The organism is Marmoricola endophyticus (assembly GCF_014644415.1).
In the GTDB taxonomy this organism is placed as follows: Bacteria; Actinomycetota; Actinomycetes; order Propionibacteriales; family Nocardioidaceae; genus Marmoricola; species Marmoricola endophyticus.
Window position 1 is genome coordinate 2,177,742 of the sequence record NZ_BMKQ01000001.1, and the last position, 15,955, is coordinate 2,193,696.

At 72.5% G+C, this 15,955-nt stretch carries 12 protein-coding genes; 5 read left to right on the forward strand and 7 right to left on the reverse strand.

Annotation, left to right across the window (positions count from 1 at the left end):
• Nucleotides 1-4 precede the first annotated feature (4 nt).
• A complete protein-coding gene (locus IEX42_RS10710; RefSeq protein ID WP_188779759.1) occupies nucleotides 5-1,462 on the reverse strand; it encodes a glycosyltransferase family 87 protein in 1,458 nt (485 codons plus the stop codon).
• Nucleotides 1,434-3,677 (reverse strand): transglycosylase domain-containing protein, encoded by a 2,244-nt coding sequence (locus IEX42_RS10715; RefSeq protein WP_188779760.1) that lies wholly within the window; start codon nucleotides 3,675-3,677, stop codon nucleotides 1,434-1,436. The genes IEX42_RS10710 and IEX42_RS10715 overlap by 29 nt, the downstream gene beginning before the upstream one ends.
• A 190-nt stretch (nucleotides 3,678-3,867) precedes the next feature.
• On the opposite strand from IEX42_RS10715, the gene IEX42_RS10720 reads away from it, so the two are divergent.
• From IEX42_RS10720 to IEX42_RS10730, 3 genes are all read left to right on the forward strand, one after another.
• Complete coding sequence (locus tag IEX42_RS10720) at nucleotides 3,868-4,488, forward strand: PadR family transcriptional regulator (RefSeq protein WP_188779761.1); 621 nt, start codon at nucleotides 3,868-3,870, stop codon at nucleotides 4,486-4,488.
• Nucleotides 4,489-4,513: 25 nt separating this feature from the next.
• Nucleotides 4,514-5,605 carry an inositol-3-phosphate synthase gene (locus IEX42_RS10725; RefSeq protein ID WP_188779762.1) on the forward strand — a complete coding sequence of 364 codons (1,092 nt, stop codon included), beginning with the start codon at nucleotides 4,514-4,516 and terminating at the stop codon, nucleotides 5,603-5,605.
• Between the two features lie 288 nt (nucleotides 5,606-5,893).
• Entirely contained in the window at nucleotides 5,894-6,466 is a 573-nt protein-coding gene (locus tag IEX42_RS10730) for an RDD family protein (RefSeq protein ID WP_188779763.1), read from the forward strand.
• Between the two features lie 72 nt (nucleotides 6,467-6,538).
• On the opposite strand, the gene IEX42_RS10735 is transcribed toward IEX42_RS10730, so the two are convergent.
• Both IEX42_RS10735 and IEX42_RS10740 read right to left on the reverse strand, forming a co-directional pair.
• Nucleotides 6,539-7,144, reverse strand: coding sequence for a histidine phosphatase family protein (locus IEX42_RS10735; protein WP_188779764.1), 606 nt, complete (start codon nucleotides 7,142-7,144; stop codon nucleotides 6,539-6,541).
• A complete protein-coding gene (locus IEX42_RS10740) occupies nucleotides 7,141-7,998 on the reverse strand; it encodes an LLM class flavin-dependent oxidoreductase (protein ID WP_188779765.1) in 858 nt (285 codons plus the stop codon). The genes IEX42_RS10735 and IEX42_RS10740 overlap by 4 nt, the downstream gene beginning before the upstream one ends.
• A gap of 252 nt (nucleotides 7,999-8,250) precedes the next feature.
• Here IEX42_RS10740 and IEX42_RS10745 point away from each other — a divergent pair, with 252 nt between their 5' ends.
• A complete protein-coding gene (locus IEX42_RS10745; protein WP_229660781.1) occupies nucleotides 8,251-10,209 on the forward strand; it encodes a glycosyltransferase family 2 protein in 1,959 nt (652 codons plus the stop codon).
• The gene (locus IEX42_RS10750; RefSeq protein WP_188779766.1) at nucleotides 10,206-11,480 is read left to right on the forward strand and encodes an acyltransferase family protein; all 1,275 of its coding nucleotides are present in this window, start codon (nucleotides 10,206-10,208) and stop codon (nucleotides 11,478-11,480) included. The genes IEX42_RS10745 and IEX42_RS10750 overlap by 4 nt, the downstream gene beginning before the upstream one ends.
• On the opposite strand, the gene IEX42_RS10755 is transcribed toward IEX42_RS10750, so the two are convergent.
• Genes IEX42_RS10755 through IEX42_RS10765 form a run of 3 tightly spaced genes read right to left on the reverse strand, consistent with a single transcriptional unit; the run spans nucleotide 11,451 to nucleotide 15,921 of the window.
• On the reverse strand, nucleotides 11,451-13,553 hold the full coding sequence (locus IEX42_RS10755; RefSeq protein WP_188779767.1) for a RecQ family ATP-dependent DNA helicase: 2,103 nt from the start codon (nucleotides 13,551-13,553) through the stop codon (nucleotides 11,451-11,453). The genes IEX42_RS10750 and IEX42_RS10755 overlap by 30 nt on opposite strands.
• Nucleotides 13,554-13,612: 59 nt before the next feature.
• A complete protein-coding gene (locus IEX42_RS10760; protein ID WP_229660782.1) occupies nucleotides 13,613-14,488 on the reverse strand; it encodes an ATP-grasp domain-containing protein in 876 nt (291 codons plus the stop codon).
• Nucleotides 14,485-15,921, reverse strand: coding sequence for a CCA tRNA nucleotidyltransferase (locus IEX42_RS10765; protein ID WP_268236440.1), 1,437 nt, complete (start codon nucleotides 15,919-15,921; stop codon nucleotides 14,485-14,487). The genes IEX42_RS10760 and IEX42_RS10765 overlap by 4 nt, the downstream gene beginning before the upstream one ends.
• Between the last annotated feature and the right edge of the window lie 34 nt (nucleotides 15,922-15,955).

The following is a 15,955-nucleotide window of genomic DNA, read 5'->3' on the forward strand; positions in this document are numbered from 1 at the left end:
GTCGCTAGGTGGTCGAGGCCGACCGAGCGCCAGCGAGGGAAGACGTCGAGACCACCGGCTCGGCGTCCCGCTCCTCGGCGACCGGGTCGTGCTCCGGCTCGAGCACATCACGGACGACCACGGCGACGAGGTAGATCTCGGCCAGCACCCGGACGGCGATGGCGACGAGGTACAGCGGGTCCGGAGCCCCGGTCGTCGCCGACGCGGTGGTCTGGTCGAGGTAGAGCCAGACGGCTGCGAAGTAGACCAGCTCGCCGGCCTGCCAGATCAGCAGGTCGCGCCACCGCGGCCGCGCCAGCACCGCCAGCGGCAGCAGCCAGAGGACGTACTGCGGCGAGTAGACCTTGTTGACCAGGAGGAAGGCCGCCACGACGAGGAACGCCAGCTGGGCGAGCCGCGGCGTCCGCGGGGCGCGCAGCCCGAGCACCAGCACGGCGAGGCAGCCGAGCACGAACAGCACGCCCGAGGCGAGGTTCAGGGTCTGCGCACTCACCGGGTGGCCGAGCAGGCTCGCGGCCAGCCAGAGCGACCCGAGGTCGGGGCCGCGGTCGGAGTTGAAGGTCCAGAACACCTTCCAGCGGTCCGCGCTGCTCAGCAGCGCCGGCAGGTTCAGCACCAGCCAGGACGCTGCCGCCCCCGCCACGACCCGCGCCAGCGTCGGCCAGTCGCGTCGCCGCAGGCAGATCACCAGCACCCCGCCGAGCAGGAACAGCGGGTAGAGCTTGGTGGCGGTCCCGAGACCGATCAGCACCCCGGTGAGCACCGGACGACCGCGCGCCCACGCCCACAGCGCGCCGGCCACCGCGACCACCGCGAGCAGGTCCCAGTTGACCAGGCCGGTGACCAGGAGCACCGGCGACAGCGCGAACGGCAGGGCGTCCCAGGGCCGCCGCCGGTGGACCCCCGCGAGGAGGTACGTCGTCCCCAGCGCCGCGGCGAGCAGCACGATCGCGGTCAGCAGGAAGTACGCGTTCACCTCGCGCGCCATCCCCGGCAGCCCGAACAGCCCGTCGACGGACGTCTGCGCGCGCACCTGCTCCGAGGGTCCCGGGGCGACCGGCTCCAGGGCCAGCGCGGTCGCCCAGGCGACGTACGAGATCACGACGGGGTACTCCATCGCGGGATACCGCGCCGCCTCGCCCGCGCTGTCGGTGTACGGCCAGACCCGCTCGGCCAGCCCGCGGCCGGTGTAGAGGTACGGCACGTCGGAGTAGCACATCCGGGAGTAGCGGACGCCTGCGTCGCTCCACTGCGTCTGGACGCACGGCGCCTTCTGCACCAGCGACAGCGCGGCGACGACGGTCGCCAGCGCGAGGATCACCCGCAGCGGGGTCCACCAGGTGTGCGGGCGGTGGTGGCGGCCCGGCGGGCCGCCGATCCCCTCGCTCCAGTCCCGGGCCAGCGGGTCGGCGCGGGTCGGGGCGACGGGCTCGTCAGCCGGCGTTGCCGAGGAGACCGCCACCGTTCCTCCCGCCGTTCCCGTCGCCTTGGCCGGGCGGGTCCCCGGTGTTGCCACCACCGGGCTTCGGCGGCGTGCTGGGCTCGGTCGGCGTCGGACTGGGCTTCGGCGCCTGCGACTTCTTCTTCTTGGGCTGCTTCTTCTCCGGCTTCTCCTGAGGCTCCGGGGTGTACGTCGGCCGAGGCGTGTACGTCGGCACCGGCGCGTGGCCCTCGCTCGGGGCGTCGCCGTCGACGTACGCCGGCTCCGGGAAGTCCTCGGTGTCGGTGCCGTCGAGCGCCTTGCCCATGATCGAGGTCCAGGTGCGCGCGGGGTAGTCGCCGCCGAAGTACGACGGCAGCCACCCGTCGAGCTGGTCGTTGCCGTCGCCGCGGGCGTACATCACGGCCGTCGAGAGCTGCGGCGTGAAGCCGACGAACCAGGCGCTGGAGACCTGGTCCTTGTCGTTGGTCGCGGTGCCGGTCTTGCCGGCGGCCGGGCGACCGAGGTTGAGCGCGGCCGTGCCGGTGCCGGAGGTGACGACCTTCTGCATGGCGTACGAGACGTCCGAGGCGATGTCCTTGGACAGCACCCGCTTGTCGTCGTCGGGCGCGTCGTAGAGGACCTTGCCGTCGCTGCGCCTGGTCACCTTCTGCACGACGTGCCACGGGTGCGAGACGCCGCCGTCGGCGATGGTGGCGTACGCGTTGGCCATGTCGAACGCCGAGACCCGCTCCGAGCCGAGCGAGATGCCGGTGTTGGCGGGGATCTTGTCCTTCTCGACCGGGATGCCGAGCCGCTTGGCCATGTCGCGGATCTTGGTCGGGCCGTTCTTCATCGACACCGTCATGTCGACGAACGCGGTGTTCACCGACTCCTCGAGCGCCTTGAGCGCGCTGATCGAGGAGCCGTACGACGTGCCGTTGCCGCCGCCCTCGTTGCGCACCGTCGTGCCGTCGGGGTAGCGGTAGGGCGAGTTCCCCTCGAAGGAGTCCTTGAGGCTGAAGCCGTCCTCGAGCGCGGCCGCCAGCGCGAACGGCTTGAACGACGAGCCCGGCTGTGCACCGGCCTCGGGCCAGTTGAAGGCGCTCTTGAGGTAGTCCTGGCCGCCGTAGAGCCCGCGGACGGCGCCGGTCTTGACGTCGATCGAGACCGCACCGACGTGCAGCGCCTTGAGCCCCTCGGGCCGTTCCTCCTCGACGCCCTCCTGCACGGCGCGCATCACCGGACGGGAGAAGGTGGTCGTGACCTTCAGCCCGCCGCCGTCGATGGTGGAGTCGGAGAACCCCTTCTCCTTGAGCTCCTTGCGGACCATCTCCAGCATGAAGCCGCGCTGGCCGCCGTAGGTCTGGGTCTTCTCGATCTTCGGGAACGTCGGCAGCTTCTCGGCGTCCTGCTGCGCGGTCGCCGGGTCGATGCTGCCGAGCTTGCCCATCCCGTCGAGGACGTAGCGGTAGCGGCTGAGCAGGCGCTGGGCCGCGTCCGGCCCCTCCGCTGGGTCGTAGTTGCCCGGGGAGTTCAGCACCGCGGCCAGCGCCGCGCCCTGCTTCACGGTCAGCTCGGTGACGTCGCGGTCGAAGTACGCCTTCGCTGCGGCCTGGATGCCGTACGCGCCGCGGCCGAAGTAGATGGTGTTGAGGTAGCCCTCGAGGATCTCCCGCTTGCTCTGCTGCTTCTGCAGCTTCAGCGAGACCAGTGCCTCACGGGCCTTGCGGGTCAGGCTGCGCTCGCTGGAGAGGTAGAGGATCTTGACGTACTGCTGGGTGATCGTCGACGCGCCCTGCGTCGAGTTGCCGCGCGCGTTGGAGAACGCCGCCCGGACGATGCCCTTGGGGTCGATCCCCTTGTTGGTCCAGAACGTGCGGTCCTCGGCGGCGATCACGGCGTCGCGCACGTGCTTGGGCACCTTGTCGTACGACACCGACTCGCGGTTCTGGTCGACGAACCGGCCCAGCGTGGTGTTCCCGCCTCGGTAGTAGACGTTGGTGGTCTGGGTCTGGAAGTCGGCGTTCGGGTCCGGGATCGTGGTCGTCGTGTAGGCCACGATGAAGCCCAGCGCACCGACGAGGACCAGCACCAGGACGCCGATCAGCGACACCCGGACCAGCCGCCGCCAGCCGCGTCGCCCCTTGGCCTTCTGGGGCTTGCGCCCACCCGGGCGTCCGCCCTTGCGGCTGACCGGCCCGCCGGCGGCGCGGGCGCGCGAGGGCCCTGGGCCCGCGTTGCTCGGTGGAGTCACCCGACGAGGGTACGGGCTGGCCCTGTCCGTTCCAGCCCGTGCAGCCCGCCGACGGGTGACGTCCCTCACCGCCAGCCACGGGTCGCGCCGCGGAATTGCACTCTCTCGATGTATCGATACGATAGGTTCTCGCGATGCACCGTTCTGATCGGTGCATCCGACACACCGAGCAGATCAGGAGCGAGCAGCGATGGCCAAGCGGGGCGACTCACTGGAGATGGCGGTCCTCGGACTGCTGCTCGAGTCACCGCTGCACGGCTACGAGCTGCGCAAGCGCCTGAACCTGCTGCTCGGCTGGAGCCGGCTGCTGTCGTACGGCTCGCTCTACCCCGCGCTGAAGAAGATGCTGCGGGCCGGGTGGATCAGCGACGAGTTCGAGCCCACGGCCGTCACCCGCCGCCAGCGGATCACCTACGAGATCACCGACGCCGGCCGCGAGCACTTCGCCTCGCAGATGACCGAGTCGGGCCCGGCCTCGTGGGAGGACGACAGCTTCGACGTCCGGTTCGTGTTCTTCGCCCGCTCCGACCTCGACGTCCGGCTGCGGATCCTCGAGGGCCGGCGCACCCGGCTCGAGGAGCGGCTGGAGCGCCTCGGCAAGACCTCGTCGGGGTCCGACCGGTACGCCGCCGAGCTGCAGCGCCACCGGGTGGAGTCGGTCGAGCGCGAGCTGTCGTGGCTGACCGACCTCATCGAGGCCGAGCGGCAGGCCTCGGACCGCAAGGGTCCCGAGGTCGAGCCCGGTGGGTCGGAGGACCCGAGCACCAACCCCAGCACCAACCCGAGCACCAACACCGAGACACGCAAGTAGAGAAGACAAGGAAGAAGGAGAACCCATGGGTTCGGTTCGAGTAGCCATCGTCGGCGTGGGCAACTGCGCCAGCTCCCTGGTCCAGGGTGTCGAGTACTACCGGAACGCCGACTCCTCGGCCACCGTTCCGGGACTCATGCACGTCACCTTCGGCGACTACCACGTCGGGGACGTCGAGTTCGTCGCCGCGTTCGACGTCGACGACAAGAAGGTCGGCAAGGACCTCTCCGAGGCGATCAACGCCTCCGAGAACAACACCATCAAGATCGCCGACGTCCCGACCCTGGGTCTCGACGTCCAGCGCGGCCACACCCTCGACGGCCTGGGCAAGTACTACCGCGAGACGATCAACGAGTCCGCCGCCGAGCCGGTCGACGTCGTGGCCGCCCTCAAGGAGTCGCAGGCCGACGTGCTCGTGTCCTACCTCCCGGTGGGCTCCGAGGAGGCCGACAAGTTCTACGCCCAGTGCGCCATCGACGCGGGCGTCGCCTTCGTCAACGCGCTGCCGGTGTTCATCGCCTCCGACCCCGTGTGGGCCAAGAAGTTCGAGGACGCGGGCATCCCGATCGTCGGCGACGACATCAAGTCCCAGGTCGGCGCCACCATCACCCACCGCGTGATGGCCAAGCTGTTCGAGGACCGTGGCGTGACGCTGGACCGTACGTACCAGCTCAACGTCGGCGGCAACATGGACTTCAAGAACATGCTCGAGCGCGAGCGCCTGGAGTCCAAGAAGGTCTCCAAGACGCAGGCCGTGACCTCGAACCTGCAGGGCGAGCTGGCCGGCAAGGTCTCCGACCACAACGTGCACATCGGCCCGTCCGACCACGTCGCGTGGCTCGACGACCGCAAGTGGGCGTACGTCCGCCTCGAGGGCCGCGCGTTCGGCGACGTCCCGCTGAACCTGGAGTACAAGCTCGAGGTCTGGGACTCCCCCAACTCCGCCGGCATCATCATCGACGCGATCCGCGCCGCGAAGATCGCCAAGGACCGCGGCATCGGCGGCCCGCTGCTCTCGGCGTCGTCGTACCTGATGAAGTCCCCGCCGGTGCAGCGCCCCGACGACGAGGGCCGCGCCAGCGTCGAGGCCTTCATCAAGGGCGACGTGGACCGCTGAGGAACGAAGCGGGCCACGTCTCGCCCGCAGGTTGAGCTGCGCCTGCGACCGAGGAACGAGGTCGCAACGGCGCTGTCGAAACCCACCGGGCTAGGCGCACCGACCCGGGCCGAGCGCCGGCAGACCCCCGTACCGCCCCCGGCGGTGCGGGGGTCTCGTGCTTCTCCCCTCAGCCCAGCGCCGACCACGACCGCGAATGCCGTACCTCGCCGGATCCGGTGCGAACTCGGCGTCACGAATCACTGCGAAGCGCTGGTCACCGGGCGGACGTACCCCTACGATCCGCCCATGACCGACTCCGCGCCGCCTCCGCCGCCCCACGACCCGTACGGCCAGAACCCCTACGGCCAGAGCCCGTACGGCCAGCCGCAAGCCGCCCCGGGCGGCCGCCAGCCGGGATCACTCCTCGACCGCTTCGTCGCCCGACTCCTCGACAGCATCCTCGTCGGGATCGTCAGCGCCATCATCGGCGGGATCATCGGCGCCGGGACCGTGATGTCGGGCGGGTCCGCCGGCTACGGTCTGCAGGCGCTCTCCGCGGTCGTCGGGGTCGTGATCTCCCTCGGCTACTTCACCCTGATGGAGTCCACGCAGGGCCGCACGCTGGGCAAGATGGTGATGAAGCTGCACACCCTCAGCCCCACGGGTGGCAAGCCCGACTTCACCCAGGCGCTCAAGCGCAACATCTTCAACGGCTACGGGATCCTCGGTCTGATCCCGTTCGTCGGCAGCTTCATCGGCGGGATCCTCGGGCTCGTCGCGGTGATCCTCATCGCCGTCCAGATCAACGGCGACCCGGTCAAGCGCCAGGGCTGGCACGACAAGTTCGCGGGCGGCACGGAGGTCGTCAAGGAGGGCTGAGCCCGCGACACGACGATCTGCACGGCGAGGGGCCCGGTCCAGGGGTGGACCGGGCCCTTCGTCGTCGGGCGGTCACTGCGCATCCTCGACCAGTCGCCAGCCGTCGGCGTCGACGGCGAGCTCGGCGTACTCGCCGTTGGCCAGCTCGTGGGCGCGACTGCGGTCGGTCCGGCCCGTGAGCACCGGCACCACGATCGACAGCGCGGTCTGGTGGCCGACGACGAGGGCGGTCTCACCGCGGTGCTCGTCGGCGACGGCGGCCAGCTCGGCGGCGTACCGGTCGACGACCTCGCGTCCGGACTCACCACCCGGGAAGCGGGCGTCCAGGTCGCCGGCGAACCAGCGGTCGGTCACCTCGTGCAACCGGTGCACGTCGAAGGGCTGCCCGCGCAGGTCCCCGGCGTCCGCCTCGCGCAGCGACCGCCTCGTCAGCACCGGCACCTGGGCAGCGACCCCGACGCGCGCGGCGACGAGCTCGGCAGTCTGCACGGCCCGCGAGGTGTCGCTCGACCAGACACGCGCGAGCCTGCGGTCCCGCAGCGCGTCCGCGAGTCCCCTCGCCTGGGAGCGCCCCTCGGCGGAGAGCCACCCACCTTCGTCGGAGAACCAGGTCTCGACGTAGTCCGTCGCCCCGTGCCGAGCGACGAGCACCGTGGCCGCGCAGGCCAGGTCGCTCACGGCCGCCCTCGTGCCGAGACCGCGTCGACGAGGGTCTGCTCGTCACCGGCGTACGGGCCGTCGGGCCGCGGCCAGTGGGTGACCACGTCGGTGAATCCGAGCTCCTCGGCGCGGCCCACGGCGTCCTCGAACGCGCCCACGCTCTCCAGCGAGTACGACGGACCGGCGTCGAGGTTCAGGTAGCGCGGGTACGACGCCGGGTCCCGGCCAGCGGCCGCGAGCGCCTCCTCGAGCACCTCGCGGGCACGGGCGTGGCCCTGCCACCACTCCTCGACGCTGTCCGCCCTGGTGCCGGTCGTGACCCAGCCGTCACCGGTTCGGGCGGCGTACCGGACCGACCGCGGGCCGTTCCCGGCGAGCAGCAGCGGCGTGCGCCGCAGTGGCGGGAGCGTGCGCGCGTCGTGGGCGGAGAACCACCGTCCCTCGGCGTCGACGTGGTCCTCGGCACGCAGCCGGACCAGCAGGTCGACCATCTCCTGGAACCGGTCGACCCGCTCACGCACCGAGAGGTCCGGCCCGCCGAGGATCGCCGAGTCCCGGTCGCCGCCGGTGCCGATGCCGAGCAGGAACCGGCCCTCGGAGACGTCCTCCAGGGCCTGGACGTCGCGCAGCAGCGGCACCGGGTGGCGGAAGTTCGGGGAGGACACGAAGGTGCCCAGCCCGATCCGCGAGGTGGTCGCGGCCACCGCGCCGAGGACCGGCATCGCACCGCGCCAGTCCGCGTCGGGCAGCCCGCCCCAGACCAGGTGGTCGTAGGTCCAGGCGTGGTCCAGCCCCATCTCCTCGCAGCTGCGCCAGCGCGGTGCCGCCTCCGCCCAGGGCAGGTCGGTCAGGACGACGACTCCGATCCGCATACCGACACCGTAGGACCGGGAGGGGGCCCCGGCGTGAGCGGGAACACGGCCTCGATGCGTTGATCGTTCCAACGGCTCTCGGCACAGTGGGCGACTACCCGGGACGGAGACGGTCCGCCCCGGCGCGCGGTCCCCCGACCGCGTCGTACGACCCGGACGCACGCAGACGTGCGCATCGGCAGCCCTGGCAGCGCTCGACTCCCCCACGACCGCACACCCCCTCCAGCAGCTCCCGACGGAAGGTCCCCGACCGTGACGCTGACGCGTACCCCTGCCCCGACCCCCCAGCCGGATCCTGGCCGGGACCACGACCCGCACCCCACCCCGGTGCCCGCCCAGCGCACCGGCCAGGTCGCGCCCCTCGACCGCGTCGTCTCCCCCGACGCCCGACGGCGCCTGACCCGGCCGGCGCGCCGACGGGAGATCGTCGCCGTCATCGAGCCCACCTGGGCCCGGGCGGCCGACACCGAGGGTCGCGCCGACCTCGACGTCGTCCACGCCGAGCCCGACCTGGTGCGCGAGGCGGCGGAGCGGCTGACCGCCCACCTGCAGCCCGGGGAGCTGGTCGCCGCCGACGGCGGACGACTGACCCTGCGGCTGCGCCGGGAGGACCGCGCCGCACGCCCCGTGCGCCTCCAGGAGATGGCCTACCACGCGGTCGAGGTGCTCGAGCGGCTGCGCGACCACGACGGCGTGATCGACCTGGGCGTCGGCTGGTCGCCGATCACCCGCCGCCAGACGCCGGACCTGGCCGAGGAGCGGGCGGCGGAGGCGGCGACCGAGTCGCTGCGCCAGCGAGACCTGCAGCCCCGCCACGGCCGGTCCGCCAAGCGACAGCCGAAGATCTGGTGGTTCAGCGCCGGGCGCCAGGTGCTGTGGGCGACCGTCGGGTCGGTCGTGCTGCCGTTCCTGGCCCTCGTCGGGCTGTGGGCGGTCGGCCTCGACGTCTCCGGGGCGCTGTACTGGGCCCTCGTCGCCGCGCTCGGCATCACCGCGCTCGGCATCTGGGCCGAGTGCGTCGCCGCGCTCGACCCTCCCCGGCTCCCCGCCGCCCCCGATCGTCCGGCACCGCGGGCGAGCGCCGTGATCGCCGCGTACCTCCCCAACGAGGCGGAGACCGTGCTGGAGACCGTCGAGCACTTCCTGGACCAGGAGTACGAGGGCGAGCTCCAGGTGGTGCTCGCCTACAACACCCCGGTCGACCTGGCTGTCGAGCGCGACCTGCACGCGCTGGCCGCCCGCGAGCCGTCGCTGACGGTCCTGCGCGTGGCGGACAGCACCTCCAAGGCCCAGAACGTGAACGCCGCGCTGGCGGTCGCGACCGGCGAGTTCGTCGGGATCTTCGACGCCGACCACCAGCCGGCGCAGGGCTCCTTCGACCGGGCCTGGCGCTGGATCGCCGACGGCGTCGACGTCGTGCAGGGCCACTGCGTGATCCGCAACGGCGCCGACTCCGCCCTGGCCAGGCTGGTCGCGGTCGAGTTCGAGCAGATCTACGCAGTCGCCCACCCCGGCCGCGCGGCGGTCTCCGGGTTCGGCATCTTCGGCGGCTCCAACGGCTACTGGCGATCCAGCGCCCTCGAGCAGATCCGGCTGCGCGGGTCGTACCTCACCGAGGACATCGAGGCCTCGATGCGGCTGCTCGCCAACGGCGGGCGGCTGGTCAACGACCCCGGGCTGATCAGCCGCGAGCTCGCCCCCGAGACGCCCAAGGCGCTGTGGCGCCAGCGGATGCGGTGGGCACAGGGCTGGTTCCAGGTCTCGGCGCGCCACCTGCCGCCGGTGCTCGCCTCGCCGTACCTCTCGCTGCGGCAGAAGGTCGGGGCGACGTACCTCCTGGGCTGGCGCGAGGTCTACCCCTGGCTCTCCATCCTCGCCTGGCCGCTGCTCGGCTTCTTGGCCTGGCGCGACGGCGGCCTGTCGATGAGCACGCCGCTGTTCCTCCTGATCACGCTCTTCGTCACGGTCTCCGGGCCGCTGCAGACGTTCGTCGGGTGGCGTCTGGCCGTCCCGGAGGTCCGCCGTCACCGCTGGTGGTTCGTCGGGGCCGCGATCGCGAACCTCGTCGCCTACACCGAGCTGAAGAACCTCGTGAACCGCGTCGCGCACCTCAAGCAGCTGCGCGGGGAGCACCAGTGGGTGGTCACGCCGCGCACGGCCGCCAGCCAAAGCGCGACCGACACCGTCACGAGCGAGAGGAGCACCGCATGAGCACGCCGACGTACGACGACGTCCGCGCCGGCACGGGCACCCCGCCGAGCGGGTCGCCGCGCTACCCCCTGGGGTGGCTGCGCGCGCTCGCCGCGCTGGTCGTGGTCACCTTCCACGCCTACCAGCACCACCGCGGCCCGGACGGCGCCGCGGGGGGTTGGCCGCTGGGCGGCCTCTGGCACCGGCTGATGCTGGGCTCGGACGCGTTCGTGGACATGTTCTTCGTGCTGAGCGGACTGGTCCTCTGGCTGCCGGTGGCCCGGTCGGCGGTGGCCGGCGACACCAGTCGCTCGGGGCGCATGCTGCTGCTCAAGCGGGTCGCGCGGCTGCTGCCGCTGTACTACGCGGTGGTGCTGCTGGTCTGGGCGCTGAGCAACCCCGTCTTCCCCGGCGAGCACTGGGGGGACCTGCTGCTGCACCTGACGTTCCTGCACGTCTACTCCGACCAGTACGTCTTCTGGACCGACGGCCCCGCCTGGTCGCTGGCGGTGGAGATGCACTTCTACCTGCTGATGGCGCTCTCGGTCCCCGTCCTCAACGCGGCCGTGCGTCGCCTCGGCAGCCGCACCGCCCGCACGGTCGCGGCCGCCGCGCTGCCGACGCTGCTGGTCGTCGTCGGCCTGGCCTACCTGACGTGGGCGATCGTCGTCTCGCCCCAGGACCAGGACAACTGGTCGATCTGGTTCTCCCCGCTGAGCCGGGCCGCGGACTTCGGCCTCGGCACCGGTCTCGCGGTGCTCGTCGCCGTCGGCGTACGTGCCGGCGGTCGGGTCCGGTCGGGTCTGGCCGTCCTCGGCGTCGGCTCCCTGCTCGCCCTCGTCCTGACCCGCGACACCTCCACGACCACCGGCGAGTGGTGGCACCCGGCCTTCAGCCTCACGATCGCCATGGGCCTGGCGGCGGTCGTGCTCACCGACGGCCCCTGGCCCGCGTGGATGCACGGGCGGACACTGGCCTGGCTCGGCGGGCTGGGCTACGGGATCTACCTGATCCACGAGCCCGTGATGCGGGTCCTCGACGGCTTCGGGCTGCTGCCGGGACCGCGCCCCGGTGCGTGGTTCCTGCTCACCGCCGTCCTGGTCGCGGTGCCGACCGTGCTGCTGGCCTGGCTGTCCTCGCGCACGGTGGAGACCGTGGGGGTACGGATGCTGGGCACGCTCGACTCGGACGGGGCCTCGCGGGACTACTACAGCCATCTCGGCGAGGACGGCAGCGGCTCCCACCGCGCCGGCGCGGCGGCGTCAGCCTCCCGAGGCCAGCACCAGCGGTAGCACCTCGGTCGCGCCCGCCGCCCGGAGCGCGCGTGCGGCGAGCGTCAGCGTCCAACCGGTGACGACCCGGTCGTCGACCAGCAGCACCGGACCGGCGGGTACGTCGGCGTCGAGCGTGAACCTGCGCCCGACGGCGGCGACCCGCTGGGCGGAGTTGCTGGCCCCGCGGCCCGGCTCGACGCCGGGGTCGACGATCGCCCAGCGTCCGACGACCGGCTTCTTCAAGAAGCGCGAGAGCCCGCCCGCGAGGCTGTCCACCAGCGCAGGCCGGGTGGCGGACTCGACGGCGACGATCCCGTCCACGTGCGGGCGCCAGTCGTGCAGCACCTCGACCACCGCGCGGGCGAGTGCGTCGGGCACCGGCCCGTCGGGGGCACCGTCGCGGAACAGCTCACGCAGCGCCTGCCCGTGGCCGAGGTCGGTGAGCCGCGCGACCGCCCGGCCCTCCGCGGCGCCCTCGGCGATCTTCCCCTTCAGGTCGACGCCGAGGTTGGCCAGGGCGGTCGGCCACATCTTGCGCGGCTCGACGACCACGCCGGGACGGGCCAGGCGCGCGCCGGCCTCCTCACGAGCCGAGTCGGAGACCGTCGTCGCCGGGGTGAAACCGCCGCAGGTGTCGCAACGACCGCAGTCCTCGGCGCCGGGGTCGTCGAGCTGCTCGCGCAGGTAGCGCATCCGGCACTCATCGGTGGTCAGGTAGTCGAGCATGGCCCGCTGCTCACGGTCCCGGGTCTCGGCGACCCGGGCGTAGCGGTCGGCGTCGTAGGTCCACTCCCGGCCCGTCGCCTCCCAGCCACCGCGCACCCGGCGGACGGCCCCGTCGACGTCGAGCACCTTGAGCATCGTCTCCAGACGGCTGCGCCCGAGGTCGACGTACGTCTCCAGGGTGGCGGTGCTCAGCGGTTTCCCCGCATCGACCAGCGCGCCGATCGTCTCGCGCACGCGCTCCTCGCGCGGGAACGCCAACGAGGCGAAGTACGCCCAGATGTCGCGGTCCTCGAGCTGCGGCAGCAGCACCACGTCGGCGCGGTCGGTGCCGCGGCCGGCCCTGCCGACCTGCTGGTAGTACGCCACCGGCGACTGCGGAGCACCGACGTTGACCACGAAGCCGAGCGTCGCGTCGAAGCCCATCCCGAGGGCGCTGGTGGCGACCAGCGCCTTGATCTCGCCCGCCGCCAGGCGGCGCTCGAGCTCCTGCCGCTCGGTGGTCTCGGTCGCGCCGGAGTACGACGCGACGTCGTGCCCGCGGCTGCGCAGGTAGTCGGCGATCTCCTGGGTCGCCGCGACCGTGAGGCAGTAGACGATCCCCGACCCCGGCTGCTCGTCGAGGTGGTCGGCCAGCCAGGCCAGACGCTGCTCCGCGGTGGTGAGGCGTACGACCGCCAGCCGCAGCGACTCCCGGTCCAGCGACCCGCGCAGCACCAGCGCGTCGCGGCCGACCTGGGTGGCGACGTCCTCGGTGACCCGGGCGTTGGCGGTCGCGGTGGTGGCCAGGACGGGGATCCCGTCGGGGAGGTCGCCGAGCAGGGTGCGGATCCGCCGGTAGTCGGGCCGGAAGTCGTGCCCCCAGTCGGAGATGCAGTGGGCCTCGTCGACCACCAGCAGCCCGCAGGTCGCGGCCAGCCGAGGCAGCACCTCGTCGCGGAAGCCGGGGTTGTTCAGGCGCTCGGGGCTCACGAGGAGCACGTCGACCTCGCCCGCGGCGATGGCGGCGTGCACCGGCTCCCACTCCTCGGCGTTGGTGGAGTTGATCGTCACCGCACGGACCCCGGCCCGCTCCGCGGCCGCGATCTGGTTGCGCATCAGGGCGAGCAGCGGGCTGACGATCACCGTCGGTCCGGCCCCCTGCGCCCGCAGCAGCAGCGTCGCCACGAAGTAGACCGCCGACTTCCCCCACCCGGTGCGCTGGACCACCAGCGCCCGGCGGCGCTCGACCACCAGCGCCTCGATGGCGGTCCACTGGTCGTCGCGCAGCTCGGCGTCGTCGCGGCCGACCAGCGCACGCAGGTGCGCCTGCGCCTGGTCTCGTACGTGTCGTCCGTCCGTCTCGGGTGTGGTGCTCACGAGGGACATGCCTACCAGCGCCCGCCGACGCTGTGGGACCCGCGACTCTCCGCCTGTGGACGGCCGGGTCAGCGGGCGAGGATCGCCTCGGCGAGCAGGTCCGCCGAGCCGGGCACGTGGTCGAGGAACAGCGACGGCTCGACGAGCTCCAGCTCGAGCACCACCGGGCCGTCGGCACTCGGCAGCAGGTCGACGCGCGCGTACAGCGGTGGCCGGGACGTGCCCGCCGTCGTCGCCCTGTCCGCGACCACCCGCATCGCGGCCGCGGCCACGTCGAGCTCCGCCGGCGACGGCTTGCGCACCGACATCTCCTCCTGCGCGAACAGTCCCTCGACCAGCGCCATGCCGCGCTGCAGCAGCGGTGCCTTGCGCATCGCGTGCGACACCTCGCCGTCGACCAGCACGACGGCGGTCTCCCCGGCGGTGTCGACCTCGGCGAGGTACGGCTGGACCAGGACGCTGCGCTCCTCGCCCAGGAGCCGCTCCGCGTGGGCGAGCGACCGCTCGGGCTCCTCGGCGGTCAGCCGCAGCGTGTCCCGCGAACCGGCCGAGACGGCGGGCTTGACCACGTGCTCGACGCCGAGCAGCTCGTGGGACGCGCCGTCCCCCGGCTCGAGGAAGACCGACGGCACCAGCGGCACCCCGGCGGACGCCAGGTCGTCGAGGTAGTGCTTGTCGGTGCTCCAGGCGATCAGGTCGGCGGGGTTCGCCAACCGGGTCTGCCCCGAGACCCGCTGTGCCCAGGACACGAAGTCTGCGACCCGCTCGGCGTAGTCCCAGGTCGAGCGCACCACCGCGACGTCGTACGACGTCCAGTCGACCCCGGCGTCGTCCCACACGGCCGCCACGACGTCGGCACCGCGCGAGCGCAGCGCCTGTGCCAGCAGCCGGCCCTCGTCGTCCAGGTCACGGACCTCCGCGGCGGTGACCAGGGCGACCCTCACGGCTGCTCCCCTCGCGAGGCCCACCAGTCCCGCAGCACCCTCTCGGCCTGCTCCGGGTCGACCGGCCCGTGGTCGAGCCGGTGCTCGAGGAGGAAGCGGTAGGCCTCGCCCACCTCGCGGCCGGGCCCGATCCCGAGGATCTCCATGATCTGGTTGCCGTCGAGGTCGGGACGGACCGCCTCGAGCTCCTCCTGCTCCGCGAGCCGCTCGATGCGGGCCTCGAGGTCGTCGTACGTCCGCCGCAGCCGGGCCGCCTTGCGCGCGTTGCGGGTGGTGCAGTCGGCCCGGGTCAGCACGTGCAGCCAGGGCAGCAGCGGGCCGGCGTCGCGGACGTAGCGCCGCACGGCCGAGTCGGTCCACTCCCCCGAGCCGTAGCCGTGGAAGCGCAGGTGCAGCTCGACCAGCGTCGAGACGGCGTCGGTGACGTCGCCGGAGAACTTCAGCGCCTGCATCCGCTTGCGGGTCAGCTTGGCGCCGACCACGTCGTGGTGGTGGAACGTCACGGAGCCGTCGTCGAGGAACCTCCGCGTCCGCGGCTTGCCGATGTCGTGCATCAGCGCCGCGAACCGGCACACGAAGTCAGGGCCGCCCTCGGGCAGCCGGTCCTCGAGGTCGATCGACTGCTCCAGCACCGTGAGCGTGTGCTCGTACACGTCCTTGTGACGGTGGTGCTCGTCGCGCTCGAGCGCCAGCGCGGGCAGCTCGGGGAGGACGTACGACGCCAGCCCGGTGCGCACCAGCAGCAGCAGCCCGCGTCGGGGCTCCGGCGCGCAGACCAGCTTCACCAGCTCCTCGCGGACCCGCTCGGCGGACACGATGCTGACCCGCTGCGCCATGTCGGTCATCGCCGCGACCACGTCGGGGTCCACCTCGAAGCCGAGCTGGGCGGCGAACCGTGCCGCACGCATCATCCGCAGCGGGTCGTCGGAGAAGGAGTCCTCCGGTGCGCCGGGCGTGCGCAGGGTCCGCTGGGCCAGGTCGACGAGCCCGCCGAACGGATCCTCCAGGTGCGGCTCGCCGACCCCGTCCGGGCCGAGGACGAGCGCCATCGAGTTGACGGTGAAGTCCCGGCGCCCCAGGTCGCCGGCGAGCGTGTCGCCGTACTCCACGGTCGGCTTGCGGGAGGTGCGGTCGTAGGCCTCCGAGCGGTACGTCGTGATCTCGACCTGCCAGGGCCCCTTGCGGCACCCGATCGTCCCGAACGCCCGCCCGACGTCCCAGATCGCGTCGGCCCACCCCTTGAGCAACCGCTCGGTCACCTCCGGGCGCGCCGAGGTCGTGAGGTCGAGGTCCTGCTGGAGCCGGCCCAGCATCGCGTCGCGGACCGGCCCACCGACCAGCGCGATCTCCTCGCCGGCGTCGGCGAAGCGGCGGCCGAGCTCTCCGAGCACGTCGCCCATCCGCTCCAGCGCGGCGACGACGCGCTGCTGCACCTCGACGACGGTGAGCGGCCCACCAGTCGGCCCA

Bases quoted from the DNA above. Each gene is read 5' to 3' on its own strand.
- IEX42_RS10730 (WP_188779763.1), top strand. From the start codon at position 5,894: ATGACCGACTCCGCGCCGCCTCCGCCGCCCCACGACCCGTACGGCCAG.
- IEX42_RS10725 (WP_188779762.1), top strand. From the start codon at position 4,514: ATGGGTTCGGTTCGAGTAGCCATCGTCGGCGTGGGCAACTGCGCCAGC.
- IEX42_RS10755 (WP_188779767.1), bottom strand. From the start codon at position 13,553: ATGTCCCTCGTGAGCACCACACCCGAGACGGACGGACGACACGTACGA.
- IEX42_RS10740 (WP_188779765.1), bottom strand. From the start codon at position 7,998: ATGCGGATCGGAGTCGTCGTCCTGACCGACCTGCCCTGGGCGGAGGCG.
- IEX42_RS10720 (WP_188779761.1), top strand. From the start codon at position 3,868: ATGGCCAAGCGGGGCGACTCACTGGAGATGGCGGTCCTCGGACTGCTG.
- IEX42_RS10750 (WP_188779766.1), top strand. From the start codon at position 10,206: ATGAGCACGCCGACGTACGACGACGTCCGCGCCGGCACGGGCACCCCG.